The sequence below is a fragment of the Saccharopolyspora hirsuta genome, assembly GCF_008630535.1.
Lineage (GTDB): Bacteria > Actinomycetota > Actinomycetes > Mycobacteriales > Pseudonocardiaceae > Saccharopolyspora > Saccharopolyspora hirsuta.
On record NZ_VWPH01000011.1, the window covers coordinates 297,506 to 324,107 of the forward strand.

25 protein-coding genes and 1 pseudogene are annotated in these 26,602 nt (G+C 69.5%); 19 read left to right on the top strand and 7 right to left on the bottom strand.

Translation table 11 applies throughout. The features are described from left to right. The first annotated feature begins 12 nt into the window (after positions 1-12). The 9 genes from F1721_RS24205 (at position 13) to F1721_RS24245 (ending at position 9,716) form a co-directional block, all read left to right on the top strand. Positions 13-1,926: a primary-amine oxidase gene (locus F1721_RS24205; protein ID WP_150069050.1), complete on the top strand. Its 1,914-nt coding sequence runs from the start codon at positions 13-15 to the stop codon at positions 1,924-1,926. A 189-nt stretch (positions 1,927-2,115) separates the two neighbouring features. Further along, positions 2,116-3,111: a hypothetical protein gene (locus F1721_RS24210; protein WP_150069051.1), complete on the top strand. Its 996-nt coding sequence runs from the start codon at positions 2,116-2,118 to the stop codon at positions 3,109-3,111. 95 nt (positions 3,112-3,206) lie between these two features. Further along, on the top strand, positions 3,207-3,593 hold the full coding sequence (locus F1721_RS24215) for a YchJ family protein (protein ID WP_150069052.1): 387 nt from the start codon (positions 3,207-3,209) through the stop codon (positions 3,591-3,593). A 54-nt stretch (positions 3,594-3,647) separates the two neighbouring features. Continuing rightward, positions 3,648-4,391 carry a MerR family transcriptional regulator gene (locus F1721_RS24220; RefSeq protein ID WP_150069053.1) on the top strand — a complete coding sequence of 248 codons (744 nt, stop codon included), beginning with the start codon at positions 3,648-3,650 and terminating at the stop codon, positions 4,389-4,391. Between the two features lie 428 nt (positions 4,392-4,819). Then, the gene (locus F1721_RS24225; protein ID WP_150069054.1) at positions 4,820-5,908 is read left to right on the top strand and encodes an ABC transporter substrate-binding protein; all 1,089 of its coding nucleotides are present in this window, start codon (positions 4,820-4,822) and stop codon (positions 5,906-5,908) included. Next, positions 5,901-6,779: an ABC transporter permease gene (locus F1721_RS24230; protein ID WP_150069055.1), complete on the top strand. Its 879-nt coding sequence runs from the start codon at positions 5,901-5,903 to the stop codon at positions 6,777-6,779. Before F1721_RS24225 ends, F1721_RS24230 begins: the two co-directional genes overlap by 8 nt. Next, positions 6,755-7,495, top strand: coding sequence for an ABC transporter ATP-binding protein (locus F1721_RS24235; RefSeq protein ID WP_246155272.1), 741 nt, complete (start codon positions 6,755-6,757; stop codon positions 7,493-7,495). Before F1721_RS24230 ends, F1721_RS24235 begins: the two co-directional genes overlap by 25 nt. Continuing rightward, positions 7,488-8,825 carry an LLM class flavin-dependent oxidoreductase gene (locus F1721_RS24240; RefSeq protein WP_150069056.1) on the top strand — a complete coding sequence of 446 codons (1,338 nt, stop codon included), beginning with the start codon at positions 7,488-7,490 and terminating at the stop codon, positions 8,823-8,825. The genes F1721_RS24235 and F1721_RS24240 overlap by 8 nt, the downstream gene beginning before the upstream one ends. 267 nt (positions 8,826-9,092) lie before the next feature. After that, positions 9,093-9,716, top strand: coding sequence for a phosphatase PAP2 family protein (locus F1721_RS24245; protein ID WP_150069057.1), 624 nt, complete (start codon positions 9,093-9,095; stop codon positions 9,714-9,716). A gap of 43 nt (positions 9,717-9,759) precedes the next feature. Here the strand turns inward: F1721_RS24245 and F1721_RS24250 are convergent, their stop codons facing one another. The 3 genes from F1721_RS24250 to F1721_RS24260 are packed head-to-tail and all read right to left on the bottom strand — an operon-like array spanning position 9,760 to position 11,970. Continuing rightward, positions 9,760-10,947: an MAB_1171c family putative transporter gene (locus F1721_RS24250; RefSeq protein WP_150069058.1), complete on the bottom strand. Its 1,188-nt coding sequence runs from the start codon at positions 10,945-10,947 to the stop codon at positions 9,760-9,762. Then, positions 10,944-11,516: a M48 family metalloprotease gene (locus F1721_RS24255; RefSeq protein ID WP_150069059.1), complete on the bottom strand. Its 573-nt coding sequence runs from the start codon at positions 11,514-11,516 to the stop codon at positions 10,944-10,946. Before F1721_RS24255 ends, F1721_RS24250 begins: the two co-directional genes overlap by 4 nt. Before the next feature lie 43 nt (positions 11,517-11,559). Next, on the bottom strand, positions 11,560-11,970 hold the full coding sequence (locus F1721_RS24260; RefSeq protein WP_170301587.1) for a helix-turn-helix domain-containing protein: 411 nt from the start codon (positions 11,968-11,970) through the stop codon (positions 11,560-11,562). Positions 11,971-12,447: 477 nt separating this feature from the next. On the opposite strand from F1721_RS24260, the gene F1721_RS24265 reads away from it, so the two are divergent. Beyond that, the gene (locus F1721_RS24265; RefSeq protein WP_150069061.1) at positions 12,448-14,013 is read left to right on the top strand and encodes an SMI1/KNR4 family protein; all 1,566 of its coding nucleotides are present in this window, start codon (positions 12,448-12,450) and stop codon (positions 14,011-14,013) included. Positions 14,014-14,145: 132 nt separating this feature from the next. On the opposite strand, the gene F1721_RS34835 is transcribed toward F1721_RS24265, so the two are convergent. Beyond that, positions 14,146-14,439 (bottom strand): hypothetical protein, encoded by a 294-nt coding sequence (locus F1721_RS34835; RefSeq protein ID WP_211840595.1) that lies wholly within the window; start codon positions 14,437-14,439, stop codon positions 14,146-14,148. Between the two features lie 49 nt (positions 14,440-14,488). Next, entirely contained in the window at positions 14,489-14,698 is a 210-nt protein-coding gene (locus tag F1721_RS24275; RefSeq protein WP_150069062.1) for an HC3 family zinc finger protein, read from the bottom strand. Positions 14,699-14,835: 137 nt separating this feature from the next. Here F1721_RS24275 and F1721_RS24280 point away from each other — a divergent pair, with 137 nt between their 5' ends. The 7 genes from F1721_RS24280 (at position 14,836) to F1721_RS24310 (ending at position 21,751) form a co-directional block, all read left to right on the top strand. Beyond that, entirely contained in the window at positions 14,836-15,690 is an 855-nt protein-coding gene (locus tag F1721_RS24280; protein WP_150069063.1) for a helix-turn-helix domain-containing protein, read from the top strand. After that, a complete protein-coding gene (locus tag F1721_RS24285) occupies positions 15,690-15,887 on the top strand; it encodes a DUF397 domain-containing protein (RefSeq protein WP_150069064.1) in 198 nt (65 codons plus the stop codon). Before F1721_RS24280 ends, F1721_RS24285 begins: the two co-directional genes overlap by 1 nt. A 210-nt stretch (positions 15,888-16,097) precedes the next feature. Continuing rightward, positions 16,098-16,571 carry a YbaB/EbfC family nucleoid-associated protein gene (locus F1721_RS24290; protein WP_246155273.1) on the top strand — a complete coding sequence of 158 codons (474 nt, stop codon included), beginning with the start codon at positions 16,098-16,100 and terminating at the stop codon, positions 16,569-16,571. 2 nt (positions 16,572-16,573) lie between these two features. After that, positions 16,574-16,891 (top strand): type VII secretion target, encoded by a 318-nt coding sequence (locus F1721_RS24295; RefSeq protein ID WP_150069106.1) that lies wholly within the window; start codon positions 16,574-16,576, stop codon positions 16,889-16,891. Continuing rightward, positions 16,888-17,589: a WXG100 family type VII secretion target gene (locus F1721_RS24300; RefSeq protein WP_150069065.1), complete on the top strand. Its 702-nt coding sequence runs from the start codon at positions 16,888-16,890 to the stop codon at positions 17,587-17,589. The genes F1721_RS24295 and F1721_RS24300 overlap by 4 nt, the downstream gene beginning before the upstream one ends. A 10-nt stretch (positions 17,590-17,599) precedes the next feature. Next, complete coding sequence (locus F1721_RS24305; RefSeq protein ID WP_150069066.1) at positions 17,600-21,415, top strand: DUF6531 domain-containing protein; 3,816 nt, start codon at positions 17,600-17,602, stop codon at positions 21,413-21,415. 6 nt (positions 21,416-21,421) lie between these two features. Continuing rightward, positions 21,422-21,751: a hypothetical protein gene (locus F1721_RS24310; RefSeq protein ID WP_150069067.1), complete on the top strand. Its 330-nt coding sequence runs from the start codon at positions 21,422-21,424 to the stop codon at positions 21,749-21,751. A gap of 293 nt (positions 21,752-22,044) precedes the next feature. Here the strand turns inward: F1721_RS24310 and F1721_RS24315 are convergent, their stop codons facing one another. Beyond that, complete coding sequence (locus F1721_RS24315; protein WP_150069068.1) at positions 22,045-24,408, bottom strand: Tex family protein; 2,364 nt, start codon at positions 24,406-24,408, stop codon at positions 22,045-22,047. Positions 24,409-24,824: 416 nt separating this feature from the next. Here F1721_RS24315 and F1721_RS24320 point away from each other — a divergent pair, with 416 nt between their 5' ends. After that, on the top strand, positions 24,825-25,988 hold the full coding sequence (locus F1721_RS24320) for a GH25 family lysozyme (RefSeq protein WP_150069069.1): 1,164 nt from the start codon (positions 24,825-24,827) through the stop codon (positions 25,986-25,988). A gap of 245 nt (positions 25,989-26,233) precedes the next feature. Next, positions 26,234-26,494, top strand: a complete 261-nt coding sequence (locus F1721_RS24325; protein ID WP_150069070.1) for a hypothetical protein — start codon at positions 26,234-26,236, stop codon at positions 26,492-26,494. Here the strand turns inward: F1721_RS24325 and F1721_RS24330 are convergent. Further along, positions 26,489-26,602, bottom strand: a pseudogene (locus F1721_RS24330) (IS5/IS1182 family transposase); the annotation flags it as partial. The gene F1721_RS24325 and the pseudogene F1721_RS24330 sit on opposite strands and share 6 nt — an antisense overlap.

The window sequence follows — 26,602 nt, forward strand, 5'->3', positions numbered from 1 at the left end:
AGGTTGGGCGCGATGACGATGCACCCGCTGGAACCGCTGAGCGCGGCGGAGATCCTGCGCAACCGCGACGTCCTGCAGCAGGCGGGCCTGCTGCGCGAGTCGACCCGTTTCCCCCTGGTGCAGCTGGCGGAACCGGACAAGGCCACCGTGCTCGCGCACCGCGACGGCGACCCGGTGGAGCGCCGGGCGCGCTCGGTGCTGCTGGACGTCAAGACCGGGGAGCTGACCACCACCGTGGTCTCGCTGACCAGCGGCGAAGTGGTGGACAAGGCCGCGGTGAACCCTGTCGAGCAGGGCCAGCCGCCGGTGATGCTGGACGAGTACGAGCTGGTCGAGCGCATCGTGCGCGCCGACGAGACCTGGCAGCGCGCCATCCGCGACCGCGGCTTCGACGACATCTCCAAGGTCCGGGTCTGCCCGCTGTCGGCGGGGTGGTTCGGCGTCGCCGAGGAGAGCGGCCGCCGCATGCTGCGGGCGCTGGCGTTCGCCCAGGACAGCCCGGACGAGCTGCCCTGGGCGCACCCGATCGACGGGCTGGTGGCCTACGTCGACGTGATCGAGCAGCGCGTGCTGGAGGTGGTCGACGACCGGAAGTTCCCGGTCCCGGCCGAGAGCGGCGACTACACCGACGAGCAGGTGACCGGCCCGCTGCGCGACACCCTGCGCCCGATCGAGATCACCCAGCCCGAGGGGCCGAGCTTCCAGGTCGACGGGCACGAGGTGCGGTGGGAGAACTGGCGGTTCCGCATCGGCTTCGACCCGCGCGAAGGCCTGGTGCTGCACCAGCTGTCGTTCCGCGACGGCGACCGCGAGCGGCCGGTGGTCTACCGGGCGTCGATCGGCGAGATGGTGGTCAACTACGGCGACCCGTCGCCGGTCCGGTTCTGGCAGAACTACTTCGACTCCGGCGAGTACTCGCTGGGCAAGCTCGCCAACGAGCTGGTGCTGGGCTGCGACTGCCTCGGCGAGATCCGCTACTTCGACGCGGTGGTGGCGCAGGAGGACGGCACGCCGCGCACCCTGCGCAACGCGGTGTGCATGCACGAGGAGGACTTCGGGGTGCTGTGGAAGCACACCGACGTGTTCACCGGAACCGCCGAGACCCGGCGGCAGCGGCGGCTGGTGGTGTCCTTCTTCGTCTCCGTCGGCAACTACGACTACGGCTTCTACTGGTACCTCTACCTGGACGGCACCATCCAGCTGGAGACCAAGGCGACCGGCATCGTGTTCACCTCGGCCTACCCGGAGGAGGGCTCGCGCTGGGCGAGCGAGCTCGCGCCCGGCCTCGGCGGCCCGTACCACCAGCACCTGTTCGGCGCGCGGCTGGACATGATGGTGGACGGCACCCGCAACGCGGTGGACGAGGTGGAGGCCCAGCGGGTGCCGATCAGCGCGGACAACCCGCACGGCAACGCCTTCACCCGCCGCGTCACCCGGCTGTCGCGGGAGAGCGAGGGAGGGCGCGAAGCGGACCCGGCCGCGGGCCGCGTGTGGCACGTGGTCAACACCGAGCGCACCAACCGGCTCGGGCAGCCGGTCGGCTACGCCCTGCACCCGCAGGGCTACCCGGTCCTGCTGGCCGACCCGGAGTCCTCGATCGCCAAGCGCGCCGCGTTCGCGACCAAGCACCTGTGGGTCACCCAGCACGCCGAGGACGAGCGCTACCCGGCGGGCGAGTGGGTGAACCAGAGCCACGGCGGTGCGGGCATCCCGGCGTTCACCGCGGCGGACCGCAGCATCGACGGCGAGGACATCGTGCTGTGGCACACCTTCGGCCTGACCCACTTCCCCCGCACCGAGGACTGGCCGATCATGCCGGTGGACTACTGCGGCTTCACCCTGAAACCGGTGGGCTTCTTCGACCGCAACCCCACCCTCGACGTCCCACCCAACCCCAACACCACCTCCCACTGCTGCGAGGGCTGACACCAGTCGTGAGTGCGTAACAGTGTTCGAACACTGTTACGCACTCACGACAAACATGTGCGGATCGTGACTGCGTAGGCGTGCTAGAGGCCCGTTGGATGGTTGTCAGTTCTCCACAAGTGACGGGTTGATCCACAGATTTCGGCCGTGGACTCGGGGTGGCGGTATTGGCTGCCGATCTTCGACTGCATGTCGACGAATTCGAAGTGGTCCCGTCATGTGTCGTTGCCCTCGGCCGAGCTGGAGCGTTGGCGGAAGACTCTCGACGCTCAACACGGAGCGATCTCCAATGCGCAGCTTCGCGAGTTCGGCCTGTCCCACGACTTCGCGAACGCGCAGATCGAAGCACGGCGATGGCAGCTAGTGGTACCGGACGTGTACGCGGTCTTCACCGGCCCGCTGCCGAGATCGTCGTTGATCAGCGCGGCATTGTGCTACGGCGGTCCGTGGGCGGTGCTGAGCCACCGCACCGCTGCCGAGGAGTGGGGGATGCTGCCGATCGCAGAAGGCGAGCCGGTGCACATCACCGTGCCGTACAAGAAGTCCGCTGTCTCCCAGCTGCCGATCGTCCACGTGCACCGCTCTCGCGCGTTCCACCACATCGTGGCTCAGTCGGAACCGCCGCGGACGAACCGCGAGGACACGGTGATCGACGTGGCGGTCTCCGAGCCGACGGCCGCCGCAGCGCGCGATCGCTTGGTGCAACTGGTCGGGGCCAACCGGCTCCCGGTCTGGCGAGTGCAGGCGCAGCTCGAGTTCAGACCCCCGTATCGCTACCGCAAAGCGTTGAAGGACGCACTGCAGCTGCTGACCGGTGGTGCGCTTTCCGTTCTGGAGGCGGAGTATTTGCGGAACGTGGAGCAGGCGCACGGTTTGCCGACGGCCAGGCGGCAGGCTCCGTTCGTGGTGGACGAGATCGTCCTCTGGGAGGACGTGGTCTACGACGATTCGGGTGTGCGTCTGACCGTGCGCCTGGACGGGCGGGAGTTTCACGAGACGCGTCGCATCGCCTTTCGGGATCGGCGCCGCGACAACGCTGCCGAGCTGGCGGAGCGGGCGCGGCTGACCTACGGCTGGCACGACGTCCGCACCGATCCGTGCGGTGTGGCGCGGGAGGTCGTCACCGTGTTGCGCCGTGAAGGCTGGCAGGGCTCACCTCGCTCCTGCCCGCGATGCCCGGGATGAGGTGGTCGTGAGTGCGTAACAGTGTTCGAACACTGTTACGCACTCACGACCTAGGTCGGGGCGGGGTGGCGGGGCGCCGGTGAGAAGCTGGTGCGGTGAGCACTGTCGAACGATGTCCCTGCGGGCTCGGTGAGCCGTTCGCCGAGTGCTGCGGTCGCCTGCACGCCGGTGCGGGGCGCGCGAGCACGGCCGAGCAGTTGATGCGGTCGAGGTTCAGCGCGTTCGCGGTCGGCGATGTCGCGTACCTGCTGGCCTCCTGGCACCCGTCGACCCGGCCGGGGGAGCTGGAGCTCGATCCCGAGCAGCGCTGGGTGCACCTGGAGGTCCTGGAGCGCAGCGGTGGCGGGCCGTTCGACTCCGAGGGCTCCGTGCGGTTCCGGGCGCACTACCGGCTGCCGGGGGAGAAGGGGACGTTGACCGAGCACAGCCGCTTCGTCAAGGAGGGCGGGGCCTGGTTCTACGTCGACGGCGACCACGGGTGATCGGCGCGCCACGGGCTTCGGCGCGGTTCGAACACGGGAACTAGACTTCGTCGGGTGGCGGAATACCGGATCGACGATCTTGCTCGGGCAGCCGGGACGACGGTGCGCAACGTGCGCGTCTACCAGGACCGGGAGCTGCTGCCGCCACCGCGGCGGCAGGGGCGGACGGCGATCTACTCCGACGCGCACCTGGTCCGGCTGCGGCTGATCATCAACATGCTGGAGCGCGGCTACGCGTTCGCCCAGATCAAGGAGATGATCTCGGCCTGGGAGTCGGGCCGCAGCCTCGGCGACGTGCTCGGCCTGGAGGAGGTCGTCGGCGAGTCCTGGGCGGAGGAAGCCCCCCGCGCGGTCACCGCCACCGAGCTGCGCCGGATGTTCGGCAAGCAGTTCAGCCCCGGCAACGTCAAGCGCGCCATGGAGCTCGGCCTGCTGGAGCGGCGCGGGCGCGGGTTCATCTCCCCGAGCCCGCAGCTGCTCGACGCCGGTGCCGAGCTGGTGAGCCTCGGCGTCCCGCTCGGCGAGGTGCTGGACCTGGCCGAGCAGCTCCAGCAGGACATCGACCACGTCGCGGGTCACCTGGTGGAGATGGTCCGCAAGCACGTCCTGACCCGCCCGGTCCCGACCGAGGAAGAGGTCCCGTACTACAGCGACGTCCTCCAGCGCCTCCGCCCGCTGGTGATGTCGGCCCTCAACGCGGCGGCGGCCCGCTCGGCGGCGCGGGTCATCCCGGAGGTGCTCGGCGACCGCCTGATCGAGATGCTCGCCAAGTCCGAGGGGCAGGCCAAGCGGGCCTGACACCGCCGGGGCGCAACCGGTGCTGCCCGGGAGCGGCTGCGCCGCGTGTCGGGGGCGCAGCCGGTCCCCGGTGGACCTCCGCCGCCGAACACGCCTCGTGCGCGGCGAGGTGCCGGACCGCAATCCGGTGCTCACGGGGTCTTCACAACCGCGCAACGGTGTCCGATGTGGACGTTCGTCTGCGTTCTCATCGGCTGGGAAGTCGTTTCCGCGAAGGCCGTTCCGTCCTATTCTCGGCGCGTGCTCTCGCCCAACACGTTCGTCGAACGGCGCGCCATCGATCTGATGCGCGTCACGTGTTGCTCGTGTCGTTGATCTGACGACCGCGTCGATCCGCTGCCGTTCCCGCACGGCATCCCCATTCCCGCACCCCGCGTTCGGCGGGGTCGTTCCCCTGCGCCGGAGAAGCACCGAGAAGTAGGTGACGCATGTCCTCGTCGACCCGCGCCGGGCGGATTCGCCCGGCCCCCCTGATCCGGTTCGTCGCCGGGTTCGCCGCACTGCTGGCGTTCACCGGTTGCGCCGCTGGCGGGGCGTCCGCTGAGCTGCCCGCGGACGCCCCGCTGCCCACCGAGGTGCCGCCCGGCACCGAACTCGTCGTCGCCGACCAGCAGGAACGGGTGCAGACCTTGTTCCGCGCCTCCGGTGAGCTCGACAAGATCCCGGCCCGGGTCGAGTTCGCCAACTTCGTCGGCGGCCCCGAGGTGCTGGAGTCGTTCCGCGCCGAAGCCACCGATGTCGCCATCGTCGGCGACACCCCGCCGATCCACGCGCAGGCCTCCGGCGAGGACGTGCCGATCGTCGCGGCGTTCCGCATCGACCCGAACTCGACCCGTTTCGCGGTGGCCCCCGGCGTGCAGGTGCGCACCCTGCCGGAGCTGCGCGGCAAGAAGATCGCCTACGCCGAGGGCACCGCGCAGCAGACGGCGGTGCTGCGGGCGCTGGAGAAGGCCGGTCTGCGCACGGAGGACGTGCAGCTGGTCCGCTTGCAGCTGGCCGAGTTCAACGACGCGGTGCGCACGGGCGCGGTGGATGTCGCGCCGCTCAACGAGCCCCGGCTGACCCGCTTCCTCGCCCAGACCGGGGGCCGCGGCACCACCATCCCGGTCGCGGAGACCGACGGGACCTCCACGGGCGTCAGCTACCTCTACACCCGGCGCGCGGCGCTGGAGGATCCCGCGAAGGCCGCGGCGATCAGGGCGTTCGTCGAGCACTTCGCGGCGGCTCGCCAGTGGGCGGCGACGCATCCCGCCGAGTGGATCGACGCCTACTACGTCCGGAGCCAGGGCGTGACCCGCGCCGACGGCGAGCGGATCGTGGCTTCCGAGGGCACCGTCGAGTTCCCCCGGCTGGCGTCGCTCATCAGCACGCAGCAGCACACCATCGACCTGCTCGCCGCGGCCGGTGGCCTGCCGAAGCCGTTGAACGCCCACGACCACTTCGACCTGCGCTTCGACGCGGTGCTCGACGAGTCGGTCCGGCGCAGCGGCGGCATCCGGGAGGGCAGCGGTGGCTGAGCAGGTGTCGCAGCGGTGGGGATTGCGCGCGGAATCGCCCACCGGCTCGCTCGCGGAGCGCCGCGCTCGTGCGAAATCGCCGGGAGCGCCCGGTCAGCGGCGGCTCGGCCCGGGCCGCAAGATCCCGTTCCTCCGGTTGGTCGGCCCGGTCGTGCTGCTGCTGGCCTGGCAGCTGTCCGCCAGCACCGGTCTGCTCGATCCGCACACGCTGACGCCGCCCGCGCAGGTGCTGGCCACGGCCGGGGAACTGCTCGCCGACGGGCGGCTGCAGGAACACCTGCTCACCTCGCTGGGGCGGGCTTCGGTGTCGCTGGTGCTGGGCGTCGCGATCGGGCTGGCGCTGGCGCTGGTGGCCGGGCTGAGCCGCGTCGGCGAGGCCCTCATCGACGGTCCGGTGCAGATCAAGCGGGCGATCCCGACGCTGGCGCTGATCCCGCTGGCGATCATCTGGTTCGGCATCGGCGAGGGCATGAAGATCACGGTGGTGACGCTGGCCGTGCTGGTGCCGGTCTACCTCAACACGCACGCCGCGCTGCGCGGCGTCGACCACCGGTTCGTGGAGCTGGCCGAGACCGTGCGGCTGAGCCGTCGGCAGTTCGTGCGGCGGATCGCGATTCCCGGTTCGCTGCCGGGGTTCTTCACCGGGCTGCGGATGGCGGTGACCATCTCGTGGCTGGCGCTGGTGGTGGTGGAGCAGATCAACGCGACCAGCGGGATCGGCTCGCTGATGACGCAGGCCCGCAACTACGCGCAGACCGATGTCATCGTGGTCGGCCTGGTCATCTACGCCTTGTTCGGGCTGCTGTCGGACAGCGTCGTGCGATTCGCGGAAGGGCGGGTGCTGTCGTGGCGGCGGACGTTGGACAGCTGAAGGTCCGGAGTGGACGAGCCGTGCGGGTGCGCGGTCTGGTGCGCGGTTTCGGCGACCGGGTGGTGCTCGACGGCATCGACCTCGACATCGCGGCGGGCGAGTTCGTCGCGCTGCTGGGGCGCAGCGGCTCGGGCAAGAGCACGTTGCTGCGCGCGCTCGCCGATCTCGACCACGACGTCAGCGGCAGCGGGGAGGCGAGCGTGCCGGACAACCGCGCCGTCGTCTTCCAGGATTCGCGGCTGCTGCCGTGGGCGCGGGTGCTCGACAACGTCACGCTCGGCCTGTCCGGTGCGGCCGAGCGGGGGCGCGCGATGCTCGCGGAGGTCGGGCTCGCCGGGCGCGAACGCTCCTGGCCGAACGCGCTCTCCGGCGGTGAGCAGCAACGCGCGGCGCTCGCCCGCTCGCTGGTGCGCGAACCCGAACTCCTGCTCGCCGACGAACCGTTCGGCGCGCTCGACGCGCTGACCCGGATCCGGATGCACCGGCTGCTGCGCGAGCTGTGCGCCCGGCACCGGCCCGCGGTGCTGCTGGTGACCCACGACGTCGACGAGGCGATCACGCTCGCCGACCGGGTGCTGGTGCTCGATCGCGGCACCATCGCCGTCAACCGGGAGATCGACCTGCCCGCCCCGCGTTCGCACCGCGATCCGGGGTTCATCGACCACCGGGACGCCCTGCTCGCGGCGCTCGGGGTGACGGAGGACAACCATGGCTGAACGGACACTGCACCTCAACGCGTTCCTGATGAACGTCGGCCACCACGAGGCGGCGTGGCGGCTGCCGGGCAGCGACCCGGCCGCGGCGACCAGCATCGCGCACTACGTGAACCTGGCGCGCATCGCCGAGCGCGGCACCTTCGACTCGGTGTTCCTGGCCGACACCCCGGCGCTGCGCGCCGACGTCGGCCAGCGCCCGGCGGTCGCGCTGGAGCCGACCGTTCTGCTGACCGCGCTCGCGGCGGCCACCGACCGGATCGGCCTGATCGCGACCGCCTCCACCACCTACGACGAGCCCTACAACCTGGCCCGCCGGTTCGCCTCCCTGGACCACGTCAGCGGCGGCCGGGCGGGCTGGAACATCGTCACCAACGCGGTGGTGGAGGCGGCGCGGAACTTCAACCTGGACGAGCTGCCGTCGCACCGCGCCCGCTACCGCCGCGCGGCGGAGTTCGTGTCGGTGGCCCAGAAGCTCTGGGACAGCTGGGAGGACGACGCCGAGGTGCACGACAAGTCCGGGGTCTGGGCGGACGAGCGGAAGGTGCACGCCATCGACCACCGCGGCGAGCACTTCAGCGTCCGCGGTCCGCTGAACGTGCCCCGCCCGCCGCAGGGCCACCCGCTGCTGGTGCAGGCGGGGTCGTCGGAGGACGGCAAGGCGCTGGCCGGGCAGTTCGCCGAGGCGGTGTTCACCGCGCAGCAGACCCTCGACGAGGGCAAGGCGTTCTACGCCGACCTCAAGGAACGCGCGCAGCAGCACGGCCGCGCACCGGAGTCGATCAAGATCCTGCCGGGCATCGTGCCGGTAATCGGCGCCACCGAGGCCGAGGCCCGGAAGCTGGAAGCCGAGCTCAGCGACCACATCGTGCACAGCTACGCCCTGCACCGGCTGTCCACCCTGCTGGGCGTCGAGCTGACCGAGGCGGATCTGGACCGTCGGCTCGACCCGGCGGAGCTGCCCGGCGAGGACCGCATCGAGGCGGCCAAGAGCCGCTACACGCTGGTGGCCGACCTGGCCCTGCGGGAGAACCTGACGGTCCGCGAGATCATCCACCGCCTGGGCGGCGGACGCGGCCACCGCACGTTCACCGGCACCCCGGAGCAGATCGCCGACACCATCGAGCACTGGTTCACCAGCGGCGCGGCGGACGGCTTCAACGTGATGCCCCCGGTGCTGCCGAGCGGTCTGGAGTCCTTCGTGGACCACGTGGTGCCGATCCTGCGTTCCCGCAACCTCTTCCGCACCACCTACGCGGGCCGAACGCTGCGGGAGCACTACGGCCTGCCGCGCCCGGCCAACCAGTTCGCCGACCTGGCGCACGCCTCCTGACCCCGGGCGGAGGGCACCTCCCAGCACCGGGGTACCCTCCGGGTGCGCTGCGGCGCCCGGATCGCCCGTCCACAAGTCCCTGGTACGCCGAGGCCGCGGTGCTCGCCAGGTCGTCGAGCCGGTGGGAGCTGCTGATCGGCAGCGCGGGCCAGTCGTCGGCGTGCTCCCTGAGAACCGCCGCTGCGGTGCTCGGGCACTCGCGCGCACGGGCCGTGGAGCCGGTGTGTGACACTCCTTTTCGACCCGGCTCAAGCTCCAGAGGACCCCATGACCAACGCAGCACCCGAGACCAGCACCTCCCGCACGGCCGCGGACCGCGTGGCGCGCGCGCTCACCGAGGTCTTCGCGCCGTGGGTGATCGTGGTGCTGCTCCCGCTCGCGGTGGCTTGGCGGGCGACCGCGAGCATCGGCCCGGCGCTGGGCTGGGGGCTGCTGGTCTCGGCGACCAGCAGCATCCTGCCGATGGGCGTCATCGTGTGGGGCGCGCGCACCGGGCGCTGGGACAGCCATCACGTGCGCGACCGCGCGGGCCGCTTCGTGCCGTTCGTCGCGCTGATCGCGATGAGCCTGGTCGGGCTGGGGCTGCTGATGCTGCTGGGGGCGCCGTGGCTGCTGATCGCCCTGGACATCGCCATGATCGTGTCGCTGTTCGTCACCGGCGGCATCACGGTCTGGTGGAAGGTCTCGATGCACTCGGCGGTGGCCGCGGGCGCGGTGGTGATCCTCGCCGTGCTCTTCCACCCGGTGTGCTGGGTCCTGCTGCTGGTGGTCGCGGCGATCTCCTGGTCCCGCGTCCGGCTCGGCGACCACACGACGGCCCAGGTCACCATCGGCGCGATCGTGGGCGCGGTCGTCGGCGGCGGACTGTTCATGGCCCTCATCTGGTCGTGAGTGCGAATCAGGGCTGGAACACTGTTACGCACTCACGACCAGATCAGACACCGTCGGCTCGGGCTCGGTCGCGGACCTGCGCGACGATGGGGGAGCGCTCGGCCGCTCGGCCGACCTCGATCAGCCAGCGGGCTTCGGTGGTGGTGTCCGAGGCGACTCCTCGGTACGGGGCGCTGGATTCGTCCGGTTCCGGTTGGTGGCGGTGGCCCGCGGCGTGCGCGTCCAGGGCCGTGACCAGGCAGGCCGCCTCCGCGGTCTGGTGGGCCGCTCGTTCGTCGAGGCCCGCTTCCGCCGCGGCCCGGTGGGCCCAGGCGCTGACCGAGGGGTGCACGTAGGGGCGGAGGACCAGCTGGGCGTCGCGGATCTCCACCACCCGGCGGTACAGCGCGAACTGCGCGTTCGGCGCGACCATCCCGGTGGGCAGGGTGATCTGCGGGAGCTCCTCGGCCAGTCGGCTCCACAGTGGACGCAGCTGCCGGAGCTGGCGCTTGGCGCGCAACCAGGCGAACGGCAGCACCACCCGCGGCCCCCACACCGGCATGGTGGCCCCGAGCGCCACCAGCGCCACGCACGCCGCCGCGCACGCACCGCCGATCGGGTCCAGGACCCCGGGCTGGTGCCCGGCCACCGACACGACGGCGGCCGCGATCTTGCTCGCCGCCCAGAACCCCGACGCCACGCAACCGGCCTGGATGGTGCGGAGCCCGGCGCGCAGCCAGCGGCGGCTGGTCTGGGAGATGTAGCGGCGCAGGAACCAGCCGAACGCCAGCGTGGCCCACCCGATGTAGAGCGAGAACACGACGAGGTAGGCCGCCACGGCGGGGCGGTCGGCGAACGCGGCCAGGAAGTCGGGGTCGAACGGGATGCCCGCGGACATCAGCAGCACCGCCATGACCACCGCCGCGAGCGCGGCCACCAGGAACTGGAGCCGCATCACGCGGTGCGCCTTCGCGTCCTCGTGGAGCAGGTGCGCCAGCAGCCCGTGGACGCACACCGCCGCCAGGATGGCCAGCAGGTTCGCCGCGAGCCGACCGGAGTTCGGCACCGGCTCCCAGGTCGCGACCCAGGTCAGCGAATCGGTGGCGACCAGGGCGGCGGACAGGCCGACCGACCCGATCGCGCCGCACAGGTAGCGCACGCTCGGCGTCGTCGAGCGCCGCGACTGGACGAGCTTGGCGACCGCCGCCAGCACCGCGATGAGGCCAGCGCCCTGCAGGACGATGCTGGTCATCGGCGCTTCTCGGGACCGCGGCGGGCGCTGTCGAACGTCGCCTGGATCTCGCGCAGCGTGCGGCCGGACTTGGCGTCGAGCTTGCGCACGCGGCGCAGCGGCGCCGGGGCGCGCCCCGCGCGGTACAGGTAGAGGCTGGCCACCAGCTCGGCCTCCTGCTCGGTGGTGGCGTCGAAGGCGGAGCGGCCGAGCACGCTCTGCACCAGGTCCCGCGGCAGGTCCGGCACCAGCGCCGCCACCAGCGGGGAGTCGGCGAGCTTGGTGTCGGAGTGCCCGCACACCAGGTGCCCGACCTCGTGCAGGATGATGTGCTCCTCGTGCAGCGGGGTGCTCGGCAGGTAGCCGATCACGTCCCGGTCGGCCAGCGAGATCAGCGCCCCGCACGGGCTGTCGGACTCCACCGCGGACACCCGGCGCAGCTCGATCGGCCGCCCGCGGAGCTCGGACAGCTCGGCGATGAAGGTCTCCAGGTCCCACGGCGAGGGCAGGGGCAGGGCGGCGGCCAGCTCCTGGCACCGGGCCGCGAGGTCGCGCTGCTGGGACGGGGTCACCCGGCGATCCTCGCTCATGACCAGGACCAGGCGCGCGCAGCGGAACGACTCGTGATCAGGCTCATGCTTCATCGTGATCGGAGGTGGTGTTGGAGCGGCGCAGGTCCTCGACCACGCCGCGGATGCGGTCGGCCTGGGCCGGGGTCAGCCCGCGCAGGCTCACCGACTCCACACCGCCTTCCTTGAGGCTGCGCAGCTCCACCAGCGCGGCCAGCTGGGTCCGGATCTTGTCGCCGTGCTCGCCGTCGTCGAAGGTGTCCAGCGGTACGCCGAAGAAACCGGCCAGCGCCTTCAGGTGCTGCCAGCCGGGGTTCGGCGACTCGCCGGAGAGGATCTTGTAGAGCTGCGAGAGCGAGATCCCGGTGGCCGCGGCGATCGCCTTGACCTCGTACGGCTTCCCGGTCTCGGGGTTGGGGAAGGACTCCCGCAGCCACGCCAGCCGTTCGGCCAGGGCAGCACCAGGGTCGTTCATCACACTCTCCGAAATCACGCGGCTTGGACCGTTTCGCCGATTGACGGATTCTCGCATCTAAGATTACCGTCTGTCGAGATTCCACGATCGTGGAATCGGAGTGCTGGGGGTGTGCCAGACAGGGCGCGGCGTGGCGTGCATACCGCGTCCTGCCTGGCACCCAAGTCCTCGCGGACCCGAGGTGAGCGCCGTCGCCGGCGCGCCGGGCGATCACCCGCTGTGTTGGAGACCACTCGGCTCCCGGGCCGCAGAATTCGGGTGCGGTCCACTGCGAACCCGGAGCGGTGGAAGGGCCTCAACCTGCTCGGCTTCGCCCTCGGCCAGGTCCGCGATCAGCTTAGGCAGCATCCGGAAAACCTTGCCCTGCAACGACTTTCCGACTGGTGGCGCGGATGCTCCTTGCGTCTCCACCGGGAGTCTTTCGCGCGCCGCCGGGGTGGGGTCGGTGCGGTGGGCCGGGGCGTGGAGAATTCCGCCATGACGACGGGACTTCAGGCGGCAGCGCGGCGGCTGGCGCTGGGGGTGCGCGCCGGGGGCGGGCGCACCGGACCTGCGATCGTGTGGATGCGCGTCGAGGTGGACGCCGTTCGGATCACGCACCCGGTCGGCGTCGAGGTCGACCTCGAACCGGACTTCTTCGACGCGAAGTCGGCGCTCCTGGACCTGCTCCCGGTACCGTCCGCGGGGCGCCCGCTGGTCGTGGAGCTGGTGGTCCACGAGTCCGGCCGCTTCGAGCTGGCCTTCAGCTCGGCCCTGGAGTCGGAGTCCCGCGTGGTGCTCGACGACGAGTTCCGGCTCCCCGGACATCCGCTGCCCGGCATGGCGCTCCCGGCCGCGGCGCGGCACACCGGTGAGCCGACCGATCCGGCGGTGCTGGCCGAGATCTCCGCGCTGTTCCAGGAGTTCGTCGCGCGGTACCAGGAGATCAAGGGGCGGCCACCGGCGTTGCGCCCCGGCTACTCCGAGCGGGAGATCGCCGCGGCCGAAGCCGAACTGGGCGCCCGACTCCCGGAGGACCTGCGCGCGCTGTACCGGATGACCCGGGACGACGCGGCCGAGACCGGATTGCTCGGCCGGTACTCGCCGTACCCGCTGGACCACGTCGTGGAGTACCACCAGCCGGGTTCGCTGGGCTGGAACGACGGGCCGTTCGACGACGCCGTGGTCTTCGAATCGGAACCGCCGGACACCATCAAGCGCCTGTCGCGCAACGACTGGTGGATCACCTTCGCCACGGACTTCGCGATGAACAACCTCGCGGTCGACCTCGACCCGGCCGAGCGCGGCAGGCCCGGCCAGATCTTCGAGTACGGCCGCGACGTCCACGGCCCGCCGGACTACTACGCGGAATCCGTCACCGAGGTGCTGACCGGCGTCGTGGAAGCCCTGCGCGAAGGCGACTACGAGGACGAGGACCCGGAATCGGACTACCTGCAGACCTGCACCGGTCTCGGCGGCGCGGGCTTCGACGAGCGGGTCCACCACGACTTCGGCAACCGCGACCCGGCCGAGATCGCGGAACTCGACGGCGACGCCCAGCTGATCTCCATCAACGACGCGGTGGACCTGGACCTGGCCGCGCTGACCCCGCTGCGCAACCTGCGCGAGCTCCGGATCAACCGCGCGAAGCTCGTCGTACCGGCGCTGAGCGGTCTGCCCGCCCTGGAGTCAGTGTCGATCGAAGCGGAGCGGATCGACCTCCACACCCTGGCGGACCAGCCGACGATCTGGGACCTGAAGCTCACCGGAGCGGCCGAGCGGCTCGACGTCGCAGTGCTGCGCACCCTGCCGGTGCTGACCAGGCTGGACCTGTCGGAGGTCGAGGTCGAGGACGTCGCGCCGATCGCGGACCTGCCGGGTCTGCGCGTGCTGGTCCTCAACGCGGCCCAGTGGGCGGACCTGCGCCGGATGGGCCTCCGCCCGCCGAACCTGGCCGCGGCGGAACGGGTGGGCACGGGCTCGCTCCGCGAAACGGCGGACTGGGCGGAATGGCTCACCGGAAACCCGGTGCCGCTCAACACGACCTCCGGCACCACGAGGTGAAGCGACGGGCGCCCTCCGCGGAGGACGCCCGTCGCTATCGGGGGTGCGGCCGGACGGTGTCGGGGAGGGGGCGAACCCGCCCGGCCGCGCGGCTCGATGCTCGGAGGTCGGGGGAGCGCATCGAGCCGGGTTTCAGAGGCGCCGCAGGGATTCCAGGACGCGGTGCTGGAGCTCCAGCGGCGGAGCTTCGGGCGGGGTCAGCGGCCACTGCGGTGGTTCCGGGGTGTCCGGTTCGCGGAGGCGGTGCCTGCCGGTGGGTTGGTCGCGCCGGGATTCGGCCTCGACGTGCTCGATGAGCTGCCAGACGTTCGTCGCGCCCTCGCCCGCGCCCGCGTGCTGGGGGAGGCGCCGGTGGTGGACGTACATGAGCGTCATGCCGATGAGCAGGGACAGCAGGCAGGCGGTGGCGGTCCAGAACGGGGACATCAGGTGGTTCCTCCTCGTCGGTCGAGCACGGATCGGTCGGCTCTCGCGCTCACGGCTCGACACCGGCGAGCCGCCGAGCCTCCCGATTGCACTCGGCGCAGGTCCCCCAGAGCCACGCCACCTCGCTGTTGTCCGCGGAAACCTCCTGCTGGCACAGCGTTTCCACCTGCGTCCCGGTCGGATAAGCGCACCCGACGGGCTTCTCGGCCAAGCTCGCATGCCGCTGCCCAGCAGCAGGCACCCAGTGAAACGGATACATCGGCGACCCCAGTCAATCTGAAAATGGTTCCGAGAACTTGCTAGTGGTTCCTGGAACCACTCTCCCGATGTTGAACCGCCTTGGCAATCACCTGGACGAGGGTTCTTACCTGGATCTTTGCTCGTTAGGATCGGTTCATGGCTCGAACCGCCAAGACGAATCCCCGCGCTCGTGTTCTGGGCGCTGAACTGCGACAACTACGGGAAGCAGCGGGGTTGGGTGTTCGCGAGTTGGGACGCCGTCTCGGAGTTGGCCACACGACGGTCTGGCGGTACGAGTCCGGCGTGAAGCCACCGTCTCCTGAGGACACTGCCAGCGTTCTCACGGCGCTGGGCGTGACTGGTGCGGAGAAGGATCGCATCGTCAAGATGGCGCGAACCGTCCGTGACCCGAACTGGCTCACGTCCGGCGTTCCTGGAATCCGCGAAGAGCTCGCCGCGCTGATGGAGTTCGAGCGCACGGCCAGGCAAATCACGGAGGTCGGAATCCTCGTGTTCTCCGGGCTGTTGCAGACGCGCGAATACATGCGTGCCGTCATGGACAGTCTTCCCGCTGATCGGGTGGAGACTCGAATAGCGTTCCGGCTTAGCCGACGCGAGATCCTCGACAGAGAGGATGGGCCACACCTGGTTTCTCTCGTTGCTGAAGCTGCGCTGTGGGAACGCATCGGCGGTGCGCGGGTGATGGCTGACCAGCTTCGTTACCTGGCGAAGGTATCCAAGCGGAGCAATGTGACGATTCAGGTTCTTCCCGCTGGTGCGACGACCTGGCACCCAGCGCACGCGGGACCGTTCATCTTGTTCGAGTTCGATGATCAGCAGCCGATCGTGCACTTGGAGCACTACCGTACGTCTGCCTTCCTGCGGAACGTGAAGGATGTTAGGGACTACTGCGATGCAGCGGATAGCCTTCGGCGAAGTGCGATGAGTCCCGAGGAGTCGAGGGAGCTCATCGTCCGACGAGCAGAAGCGATCGAGAGTGAGCTCGACTGATGTTCTCAACTGAGCCGACAGGCTGGCGAAAGTCTTCGCGATCTCAACAGGAGACGGCGTGCGTCGAGATCGCGCCCACCGCCTCCGGTGCGGCGGTGCGGGACTCGAAGGACCGGGCGGCCGGGTACTTCACGACGACCGCTCACCAGTGGCGGTTATTCGTCACCGCTGTCAAGGCGGGCCGCTTCGAGAGCTGACCGCGCTGGGGTCGTGAGTGCGTAACAGTGTTCTAGCACCGTTTCGCGCTCACGACCCCTGAGCAGCGGAAACCGTTGGTGCTGCTGGATCTGATCGCGGTGGTGCGATGGAGGTAAGGCCTGCGGCTGATTGGGCCATTTGATCGATTTCTCTCCCACGGGTGAACAGGGCCTGGCTACTCTCGCGGCTGCGACGAGTCGTGTCCCAACGTGAACCTGGGGGAGGACATGGACGGGAACATCCTCGATCCCGACGGTGCCCGCGAGCGGCTGGCCGCGTGGAAGGACCAGATCGAAAAGCTCGCCGCCGACACCAAGACGATGAGCGAACGGCTGCAGGAGGTCCGGGTCACCGCGACCGACCCGAAGGGCCTGGTCGAGCTCACCATCGACTCGACGGGCGCGCTGGTCGACATCAAGCTCACCAACCGGATGGAGCGCACCGCCCCGGACGAGGTCTCCCGGACGATCATGGCGACCCTCGCCGAGGCGAAGAACCAGCTGGCCGACCGCTCCCAGGAGATCATCGCCGACACGGTGGGCACCGAGTCCGCCGCGGCGCGGGCGATCTCCGAGTCCGTCGGCAACCACCTGCGCACCAGTCCCGCCGAGGAGAGCACCGCCGCCCCCGAAGCCGACGTCGAGGACGACAACGAGAACAAGTCGTTCATGGAGAAGTGGTGACCATGGGCGACGGCTTCAACGTCAGCGCCGAGCAGATCCGCGCCCACGCGGGCCGGATCGAGGAGATCCAGGCCCGCTTCGACGCGGTGAAGTCGGCCAGCTCGCAGATCCAGCAGGACGACCAGGCCTACGGGCTGCTCTGCGGCTGGATCGCCGGGGTCCTCGAAGGTCGGCACACCCGCCAGGACGAGCTGATCGACTTCGTGTCGGAGAACCTCTCGATGGCCGCGGAGTCGTTGCGCGCCACCGCGGACGACTACCAGAGCCTCGACGAGCAGCACGCGGACCTGATCCAGTCGTCCGGCGGTGAGATGCCATGAGCGACAATTCGCTGGTCGCACCGGTCGAGTCGACCCGCAAGCCGTGGACCGGCTCCGGGCTGGCCGACGGCGTGGAGGGCCTGGTCACCTCGATCCAGAACGAGGACTGGGTCTCCGGCGCGCTGGCCGGGATGGGTCTGGGCCTCGAAGTCGCCTCCGCCGTGCTCGACCCGTTCAGCGCCCTGCTGTCCAACGGCATCGGCTGGGCCATGGAGTACTTCGAACCGCTGCGGCAGATCCTCGACGAGCTGACCGGCATGCCGGACGTGGTCAGGTCCCACGCGGCGACCTGGAACAACATGGCCGAAGAGCTCGGCTCCATGGCCCAAGACCTCAAGTCGAGCCTCGAGTCCGACCTGCCCGACTGGCAGGGCGCGGCGGCGGACGCCTACCAGTCGATGATGGCCAACAACGTGGAGGCCATCGGCGGCCTGGCCGCGATCTCGGCGGCGATGGCCTCGGCCACCGAAGGCGCGGGCGGCCTGGTCGAGATGACCCGCGAGATCGTCCGCGACCTGATCGCGGACCTGGTAGCGCGCGTGATCGTCTGGGCGGTCGAAGCGATCTTCGTGGTCACGATCCCGGTGATCGCGGCCCAGATCGTGTCGGCGGTGGTCAAGTGGGTCGGCCGCATCTTCACCTACGTCACGAGCCTGATCGACAGCCTGACGAACCTGAGCAAGCTCATGAACGGATGAGGGGGAATCCGTGGCACCGCGAAAGCCCAGAGGAGGCGACGGAGGCGGAGAAGGGGGAACCCCCCAGAAGAACAAGCCCCCGCAAACGGTAGGCGGCATAGACGCGAGCACCAGCGTCTCCAAGGCCCAAGACGCAACCCACCAAGCAGCCCAAAGCGGCAGAGCCGGCGGAAACGGCCAAAACCCCACAACACCAGCAGGGACCACGCCGCCACCGAAGTCCGACCCACCGCCGCAGGACCCGTCAAAGCCCGGCGACCAGGACACCCCGCTGCAGGACAAGTCCGACGACCCGCAGAACCCGACGACGGACGGGGAGAAGCGGAACACCGAGGGCGATCCCATTGACATCGCCACTGGCGAGATGATCCTGCCGCAAACCGATGTGCAGTTGCAGTCGGTCCTGCCCCTGGTGATTCGGCGGACGCACCTGTCCTCGTATCGGGTGGGCATGCGCTTCGGGGCGTCCTGGACGTCCACGCTGGATCAACGGCTGGAGCTCAGCAGCGCAGGCGTGTCGTTCGCTGCGGAGGACGGCAAGCTGCTGCTCGCCCCGACGCCAGCCGTCGGTGCCACCTCGCGGTTCGCTGGCTCTTTCCACGAACTCACCCGCGACGAAGACGGCGGTTTCACCCTCGCTGAGTTCGGTACTGGCCGGAAGCTGTTGTTCGCGCGGGGCAAGGACGTCCTGCCGTTGATCGCGGTCGTGGACCGCAACGGTCACCGCATCGATTTCGACTACGACGCCGCTGGAACTCCCGTCGAAGTGCGGCACTCCGGCGGCTACCGCATCCGCGTGGAGTCCGAGGACGGGCTGGTCACTGCGCTGTACCTCTGCGGAGCGGACAACGGTGACGATGTCCTGCTGATGCGCTACGTCTACGAGGACGAGCGGCTCACCGAGGTGATCAACGCCTCGGGCCTGCCGATGCGCTTCACGTACGACCGAGCAGGCCGCATCACGAGCTGGACCGACCGAAACGACAAGTGGTACCGCTACACCTACGACGCAGAAGGTCGGGTCGTGGCTGTGGAAGGTTCCGGCCGCTTCCTCAGCGGCACCGTTGAGTACGACCGCGAGAACCGGATCACCTACTGGACCAATTCGCAGGGAGCCCGCACCGCTTACCACCTGAACGAAGCAGGTCAGACGATTCGCGAGGTCGATCCGCTCGGTGGCGAGACCCGGTCCGAGTGGGACGATTACGACCGCCTGCTCTCCCGGACCGACCCGATCGGACGCACGACCCGTTACGAGTACGACGATGACGGCAACCTGACCGCGGTCACCCGACCGGACGGGAGTCAGGCTCGCTTCGAGTACAACGACCTCCGGCTCCCGATCACGGTCATCGCGCCGGACGGCACGGTGTCACGGCGTGAGTACGACGAGCGCGGAAACCTGGTGCGGGTGGTCGATCCGGTCGGAGCGGTCACCAGCTACGCCTACGACGAGCGCGGCCATCTGACGAGCATCACGGACGCGCTGGGCAACGTGCAGCAGTTCGAGACCGATGAAGCAGGTCTGACGGTTGCGATCACGAACCCGCTCGGTCATGAAACTCGTTATGAGCGCGATGGGTTTGGCCGTCTCGCCGCCGTTGCCGATCCACTCGGCGGGACGACGCGGTTCGGCTGGACCGTGGACGGCAAGCCAGCTCACCGAACGCTGCCCGATGGTTCGACAGAACGCTGGATCTACGACGGGGAAAGCAACCTTCGAGCGCGAATCGACGCGCTGGGGCAGGTCACCGGTACTGAAGTAACCCACTTCGACCTGCCGTCAGCGGTCGTCCGGCCGGACGGGACGCGCCTGCAGTTCGGCTACGACTCTGAGCTCCGCTTGGTCAGCGTCACCAACGAACAAGGCCTGGTGTGGCGTTATGAGTACGACGCCGCCGGGAACCTGGTGCGCGAGATCGACTTCAACGATCGAGTGGTCACGTATAGCTACGATCCGGCCGGACAGCTGGTGGAGCGCATCAACGGCGCTGGCGAATCCGCTCGGTTCGTCCGAGATCTGCTCGGCAACGTGATCGAGCGTCGCGGTCGGACCTCGGTCTCGACATTCGCCTACGACCCGCTGGGGCGTCTCGTCGAGGCGACTGATGGCGACACCCGGGTCTCCTACCGGCGGGACGCGGCCGGTCGCGTGATCTCCGAGTCCGTCAACGGGCGGACCGTCCACTCGGTTTACGACCAGCTAGGTCGTCGGGTCCGCCGACGCACGCCGTCCGGGGCCGAGAGCACGTGGGAGTACGACCCGAACAGCAATCTCGTTGCGCTGCACACGGCTGGTCAGACGCTGACCTTCGGGTACGACGCCGCGGGTAGGGAGGTCCAGCGTCAGATCGGTGTCGACACCGTCCTGACGCAGGCGTGGGACGTGAACCACCGGTTGCTCTCGCAATCCGTCATCGGTGCATCCGGTCGGCGGATGCAAGAGCGCTCGTACACGTACCGAGCGGACGGCTACCTGGCCGGGATCGACGACCAGCTCACCGGACCGCGCACGTTCGAACTGGACCTCGCGGGGCGGGTCACCGCGATCACCGGATCAGGTTGGGACGAGCGTTATGCCTATGACGAAGCTGGAAACCCGAGCCGTGCCACCTGGCCGGTGTTGCCCGGCTCGGCGGATGCCGACGAGCTCGGTGACCGGGAGTACCAGGGCACCCTGATTCGCCGCGCGGGCAACGTCAGGTACGAGCACGACGCCCAAGGGCGCGTCGTGCTGCGGCAGCGGAAGCGGCTTTCGCGCAAGCCCGACACCTGGCGCTACTACTGGGACGACGACGACCGCCTGGTTGAAGTCCTCACGCCGGACGGCTCCCGCTGGCGCTACCGCTACGACGCTCTGGGGCGGCGCGTCGCGAAACAGCGCCTGTCACCTGACGGCTCACAGGTCTTGGAGCAGGTCGAATTCACCTGGGACGGCACGGTTCTCGCCGAGCAAGCGCACACGGACGGCTTCGCCGACGTTTCCGGCCCCAGCACGACCCGAGTCACCGTATGGGAATACGAACCCGGCACCTTCCGCCCGCTGACGCAAACCGAACGGGCACCGCTGCGCAACGCGCCCCAGCAGTGGATCGACGAGCAGTTCTACTCCATCATCACGGATCTCGTCGGCACCCCCACCGAACTGATCAACGATCGCGGTGGCATCGCCTGGTTCCAGCGCACCACCCTGTGGGGTAAGCCCACAGCTCAGAGCAGTGCCGGTGGCTATACCCCGTTGCGGTTCCCGGGGCAGTACTACGACCAGGAAACAGGGCTCAACTACAACTTCCACCGTCACTACGACCCCAGCTCCGGCTACTACGCGAGCGTGGACCCGCTGGGGCTGGTGGCAGGACCGGATCCGCACCGCTACGTCTCGAATCCGACGGAGTTCGTGGACCCGCTGGGCCTCGCGCCGTACAAGCTGAACCTGGGTTCGGGACAGAACCCGATGGATGGCGCGGTCAACCTCAACAAGGAGCCGGACACGGGCGTCGACGTCGTCGCCTCGGCAGACCAACTCCCGTTCCGGGATGGTAGTTTTAAGGAAGTCCACGCTGTTAACCCGTTCGGATACCAGCCGGTGTCCGCGGAAACGGCGAGGGTGCTGGACACCGACGGGAAGCTCTACGTCACGGGGAGCCCCAAGAACAAGTGGATCAAGCCGCCGGATGACCCGGAATCCTTCGGGCTCGTCCGGGAAACCCCGAAGGAAGGCATCCCCATGATCCCCGAGCACCAGTTCGGCACGCAGCGGCTGAGCAATGGGGAGCCCCTGCGGACCACCGAAAACCACCGGACGCACATCTACCGGAAGCTCTAGGGCTGCATGTCTGTCGAATCGATGCGGATCATCATGAACGGCTTGGTGGACCGATTGCACCCAGGTCTGCCCGGATCGGCGCTCGGTGACGTGCTCGACCAGCTGATCTACCTGACCGATGACAACGGCAGCGACTTGCTCCAGGTCTGCCGCGAGTGGATTCGGGGTAGCGATCTGCGCCGCGCTGATGCGGCATTGAGTCTGTCCGAGGTGTTCCTCTTCAACACCCGCGAGGACCTGGAAGCAGAGCTGGGAGCGGCTGCGGACAGGTGGCCCGAGCTGGCCCCCAGGGTTGCGAAGATCCTCAACGACTGGGATCGAATTCAGCCGGACTGATCTTTCACGGCGGAAGGGGTTCGCTCGTCCGGCGTTTCGTCCCGAGCGGATGATCGGTTTGGGCCCGGTTTCTCCATCACCTGGGGCGTTTGTGAGGCGTGTGGGCGCCGAGGCTCCGCGTGTTGAGTCGCCGGGCGAGTTCCGGGCATGGGGCACGTGCTCGGGGAGGTACGGGACCACTTCGGGCCGTTGCAGGAGGGCGACCTGTGTCGTGACAGGGGTTGCCGTTAGGTGCGGATGAAGCAGAAGGGCGCCTTGACCGTGTGGTGGTCAAGGCGCCCTTCGGTGTCAGGTCAGTTGCCGAAGCCCGCTCGGCGGAGGGCGTCGGCCATTGAGCCGGACGGGGCGTTGTCGCGGTGGCGCTGGCCTCCTCGGCCCTTGCCTCCGTTGCGGCCTCCGTTGCCTCGGCCGTTGCCGTTGCGGTTGTTCTGGGGGCGGCCGTTGCCTCGGCCCGAGTCCCGGTTCGGCTTGCCGTCCGCTCCTGGTTCGTCGTCGAGGCGCAACGTCAGGGAGATCCGCTTGCGGGGGATGTCCACGTCGAGGACCTTGACTCGGACGATGTCTCCCGACTTGACCACGTCGTGGGGGTCGTTGACGAAGTTCTTCGACATCGCCGAGACGTGGACCAGGCCGTCCTGGTGGACTCCCACGTCCACGAAGGCGCCGAAGGCCGCCACGTTGGTGACCACGCCCTCCAGGGTCATGCCCGGCTTGAGGTCCGCGATCTTCTCCACGCCTTCGGCGAAGGACGCCGTCTTGAACTCCGGGCGGGGGTCGCGGCCCGGCTTGTCCAGCTCGGCGAGGATGTCGGTGACCGTCGGCAGGCCGAAGTTGTCGTCCACGAAGTCCTTGGGCTGCAACGACTTCAGCACCCGCGTGTTGCCGATCAGCTCGCGGATCCCGGTGCCGGTGCTGCCGATGATGCGCTGCACCACCGGGTAGGCCTCCGGGTGCACCGCCGAGGAGTCCAGCGGGTCGTCGCCGTCCGGGATGCGCAGGAAGCCCGCGCACTGCTCGAACGCCTTCGGGCCCAGGCGCGCGACGTCCTTGAGCTTCTGGCGGGTGCGGAACGGGCCGTTGGTGTCGCGGTGCTGGACGATGTTGGCCGCCAGCGTCTCGCTGATGCCCGACACGCGGGTCAGCAGCGGGGCCGAGGCCGTGTTGACGTCCACGCCGACCGCGTTCACGCAGTCCTCGACCACCGCGTCCAGCGAGCGGGACAGCTTCGTCTCCGACACGTCGTGCTGGTACTGGCCCACGCCGATCGACTTCGGGTCGATCTTCACCAGCTCCGCCAGCGGGTCCTGCAGGCGGCGGGCGATCGACACCGCGCCGCGCAGCGAGACGTCCAGGTCCGGCAGCTCGCGGGAGGCGTAGGCCGAGGCCGAGTAGACCGACGCGCCCGCCTCGGACACCGAGATCTTGGTCAGCTTCAGGTCCGGGTTCTGGCTGATCAGCTCACCGGCCAGCTTGTCGGTCTCGCGGGAGGCCGTGCCGTTGCCGATCGCGATCAGGTCGACGCTGTGCTCCTTGGCCAGCGCCGCGAGCTTGGCCAGCGCCTGGTCCCACTGCCGCTGCGGCTGGTGCGGGTAGATCGTGTCGGTGGCCACCACCTTGCCGGTGCCGTCCACCACCGCGACCTTCACACCGGTCCGGTAGCCCGGGTCCAGGCCCATCGTGGCGCGCGAGCCCGCGGGCGCGGCCAGCAGCAGGTCGCGCAGGTTGGCCGCGAACACCCGGACCGCCTCGTCCTCGGCGTTCTGCCGCATCCGCAGCCGCAGGTCCACGCTCAGGCGGGTCAGGATGCGGGTCCGCCACGCCCAGCGGACCACGTCCGACAACCACTTGTCCGCCGGGCGGCCCTGGTCGGCGATGCCGAACTGCTGGGCGATGCGCAGCTCGTAGTCGGTCGGGCCGACCTGCTCGGAGCCGTTGTCGGGCTCCAGGGACAGCTCCAGCACCTCCTCGTTCTCACCGCGGAACAGCGCCAGGATGCGGTGCGAGGGCAGGTCGGTGAAGGCCTCGGAGAACTCGAAGTAGTCGGCGAACTTCGCACCGTCCTCCTCCTTGCCCTCGCGGACCTTGGAGACCATCCGGCCGCGGGTCCAGACCTGCTCGCGCAGCTCGCCGATCAGGTCGGCGTCCTCGGAGAACCGCTCCACCAGGATCGACCGCGCGCCGTCCAGCGCGGCCTGCACGTCGGCGACGCCCTTCTCCGCGTCGACGAAACCGGCCGCGGTCTGCTGCGGGTCGTGGGTGGGGTCGCTGAGCAGCTGGTCGGCCAGCGGCTCCAGGCCCGCCTCGATCGCGATCTGGGCCTTGGTGCGGCGCTTGGGCTTGTAGGGGAGGTAGATGTCCTCCAGCCGGGCCTTGGAGTCGGCCGCGTTGATCTGCGCTTCCAGCTCGTCGGTCAGCTTGCCCTGGGAGCGGATGGAGTCCAACACCGTGGCACGCCGCTCTTCGAGTTCGCGCAGGTAGCGCAGCCGCTCTTCGAGCGTGCGCAGCTGGGCGTCGTCGAGGGCGCCGGTCGCTTCCTTCCGGTAGCGGGCGATGAACGGCACAGTCGACCCGCCGTCGAGCAGCTCGACGGCGGACTGCACCTGGCTCTCGCGGACGCCGAGCTCCTCGGCGATCTTCTGATGAACAGTCGTCACGATGTTGATTCCGCCTTCTCTGCGATCTTCGCCAGATCCGACCGGACATTCTGCCGGACCGCGCCCGCAGGCTACGTCGCGACTCGCGTCGGCGTGTCGGGACGTCGATCAGCGGCAGGTCACCTGCACGCAGTTTCAACTGAAACTGCGGATCGCACGGTGCCCCCGCCGCAGTTTCAATTGAAACTGCGAATGCCCCGGCGCGGGGTTGCGGAGCGCGGTCGAGCGGGTGCTCGGCGTGTCCGGGGTGGCCGGGCCGGGTTGTGACGTGAGCCGCTAGGGTTCGGTGGCACGACCCGCTGTAGTCACTAACCGTGACGGATTGAGCGGGCGCGGTAGCTCGAAGGGGTTAATCTAGGTACTCGGGCACGTACAAACCGCGATGCAGGTACACGCTCCGTGCTGGAGTGTGGGGTCTCGTGAACCCCGAAACCCCCGACCAACCGAGATCCCCCGAAAACCACGACAACGCTTCCGCCCCGAAGCAGGCGTCCCCGGCCCAGCGTGCTGACCAGGCGCTCCGCGTCGCCGCGGACCGCGTCCGCGCGTGGCTCGCGCCGCTGGTCGAGCGCGTGATGCAGTGGCTGGCGCCGCTGCTGCGGCGGGTCCAGGACGCACCGGTGGTGCGGCGCTTCCGGGAGAGGGTTGCGCCGCACGTGGCCGCGGTTCAGGAGAAGCTCCCCGAGCCCGTCGTGCGGGCTTCGCGGACCCGTTCGATGCAGGCCGGTGCCGCGGTCGCCGCCGTCGGCGTGGTGGGCCTGGCGATCGGCGCCGCCGCCGCTGGGCCGACCCAGCCCGAGATCGAGGACGCCGCGATGGCCGCCCCGATCCAGCCCGCCCCGCAGCAGCAGGCGGCTCTGGAGCAGCACGCCACGCTGCAGCAGCAGCCGCCCCCGCAGCAGGCGGAGCCGCAGGCCGCGCCGGCCCCCGAGCCGGAGGCCCCGCTCGGCCCGCCGGTCGAGGGCATCGACGTGTCCAACCACAACGGCGACATCGACTGGGGCCAGGTCGCCGCCGACGGCAAGAAGTTCACCTTCGTGCTGGCCACCGACGGCACCAGCTTCACCAACCCCCGGTACGGCGAGCAGTACCACGGCGCCAAGGGCGCCGGGCTGATCGCCGGTGCCTACCACTTCGCGCGGCCGAGCTCCTCGTCCGGCGAGGCGCAGGCCGACCGGTTCCTGGACGTCGCCGACTACCAGTCCGACGGCAAGACCCTGCCGCCGGTGCTGGACCTGGAGGTCGACCCGAACTCGGGCGGCTGCTACGGGATGTCGGTCGACCAGATGCACCAGTGGACCCAGGCGTTCAACGACCGCGTCAAGGAGCGCACCGGCAAGGAACCGATCATCTACGCCAACCCGTCCTTCTGGCGGGAGTGCATGGGCAGCACCAACAGCTTCGACGGCCACCCGCTGTGGCTGGCTTCGTACGGCGTGGACAGCCCGTCCGTGCCCAACGGCTTCAGCAACTGGCACTTCTGGCAGTACACCGACCAGGGCAGTGTCGCCGGTATCAGCGGCAACACCGACCTGAACGTGTTCCAGGAGGGCATGGCGCGCCTGGAGAAGCTGGCACGCTGACCTCGGCGTTCGCGCCGCGGAATTTCGACGGGAGCGGGCCGTCCGCGAGAGCGGGCGGCCCGCTCTTTCGTCCTTTGTGGACATCTCGTTCCGCGGGACCCCGTTGGACGCGTGGCGTGGCGGTTCGGTTGCCCGTTGGACGGGTGATGTTCGCCCGGTGTTTCGATCCAGGGGAGCGGCCCGTACCGGGGGGTGCGGACCGATATCCTCGCCGCGATCGATGATCACCTGATCGGAGGCGCGGCGTGTCACTGTGGGAACAGCGGGTCACCACTGCTCGGCGGTTGTGGGGCAACGGTGACCTCGACGCCGCGGAGGAGGAGCTGCGCACCGTCCTCGCCGACGGCGACTTCGACGCCGCTGCGCACGCCGCCTGCCTGCTGGGTGGGCTGCTCGACGAGCGCGGCGACCACGCGCAGGCCCGCGCGATGCACCAGCGGGCCATCGATTCCGGGCACCCGATCTACGCGCAGCTCGCCGCGATCTCCTTACAGCTGGTTTCATAATGAAGTCGGCAGCTTGCGGTAGCAGACGAGGACGCAGGCCAGGTGCATGAGGCCAAGGTGGATGTCGGCTCGGCGTTCCCAGCGGATCCGTAGACGCTTGAACTGGTG

Bases quoted from the DNA above. Each gene is read 5' to 3' on its own strand.
- F1721_RS24205 (WP_150069050.1), top strand. From the start codon at position 13: ATGACGATGCACCCGCTGGAACCGCTGAGCGCGGCGGAGATCCTGCGC.
- F1721_RS24210 (WP_150069051.1), top strand. From the start codon at position 2,116: ATGTCGACGAATTCGAAGTGGTCCCGTCATGTGTCGTTGCCCTCGGCC.
- F1721_RS24225 (WP_150069054.1), top strand. From the start codon at position 4,820: ATGTCCTCGTCGACCCGCGCCGGGCGGATTCGCCCGGCCCCCCTGATC.
- F1721_RS24240 (WP_150069056.1), top strand. From the start codon at position 7,488: ATGGCTGAACGGACACTGCACCTCAACGCGTTCCTGATGAACGTCGGC.
- F1721_RS24245 (WP_150069057.1), top strand. From the start codon at position 9,093: ATGACCAACGCAGCACCCGAGACCAGCACCTCCCGCACGGCCGCGGAC.
- F1721_RS24250 (WP_150069058.1), bottom strand. From the start codon at position 10,947: ATGACCAGCATCGTCCTGCAGGGCGCTGGCCTCATCGCGGTGCTGGCG.
- F1721_RS24255 (WP_150069059.1), bottom strand. From the start codon at position 11,516: ATGAGCGAGGATCGCCGGGTGACCCCGTCCCAGCAGCGCGACCTCGCG.
- F1721_RS24260 (WP_170301587.1), bottom strand. From the start codon at position 11,970: ATGAACGACCCTGGTGCTGCCCTGGCCGAACGGCTGGCGTGGCTGCGG.
- F1721_RS24265 (WP_150069061.1), top strand. From the start codon at position 12,448: ATGACGACGGGACTTCAGGCGGCAGCGCGGCGGCTGGCGCTGGGGGTG.
- F1721_RS34835 (WP_211840595.1), bottom strand. From the start codon at position 14,439: ATGTCCCCGTTCTGGACCGCCACCGCCTGCCTGCTGTCCCTGCTCATC.
- F1721_RS24275 (WP_150069062.1), bottom strand. From the start codon at position 14,698: ATGTATCCGTTTCACTGGGTGCCTGCTGCTGGGCAGCGGCATGCGAGC.
- F1721_RS24280 (WP_150069063.1), top strand. From the start codon at position 14,836: ATGGCTCGAACCGCCAAGACGAATCCCCGCGCTCGTGTTCTGGGCGCT.
- F1721_RS24285 (WP_150069064.1), top strand. From the start codon at position 15,690: ATGTTCTCAACTGAGCCGACAGGCTGGCGAAAGTCTTCGCGATCTCAA.
- F1721_RS24295 (WP_150069106.1), top strand. From the start codon at position 16,574: ATGGGCGACGGCTTCAACGTCAGCGCCGAGCAGATCCGCGCCCACGCG.
- F1721_RS24300 (WP_150069065.1), top strand. From the start codon at position 16,888: ATGAGCGACAATTCGCTGGTCGCACCGGTCGAGTCGACCCGCAAGCCG.
- F1721_RS24310 (WP_150069067.1), top strand. From the start codon at position 21,422: ATGTCTGTCGAATCGATGCGGATCATCATGAACGGCTTGGTGGACCGA.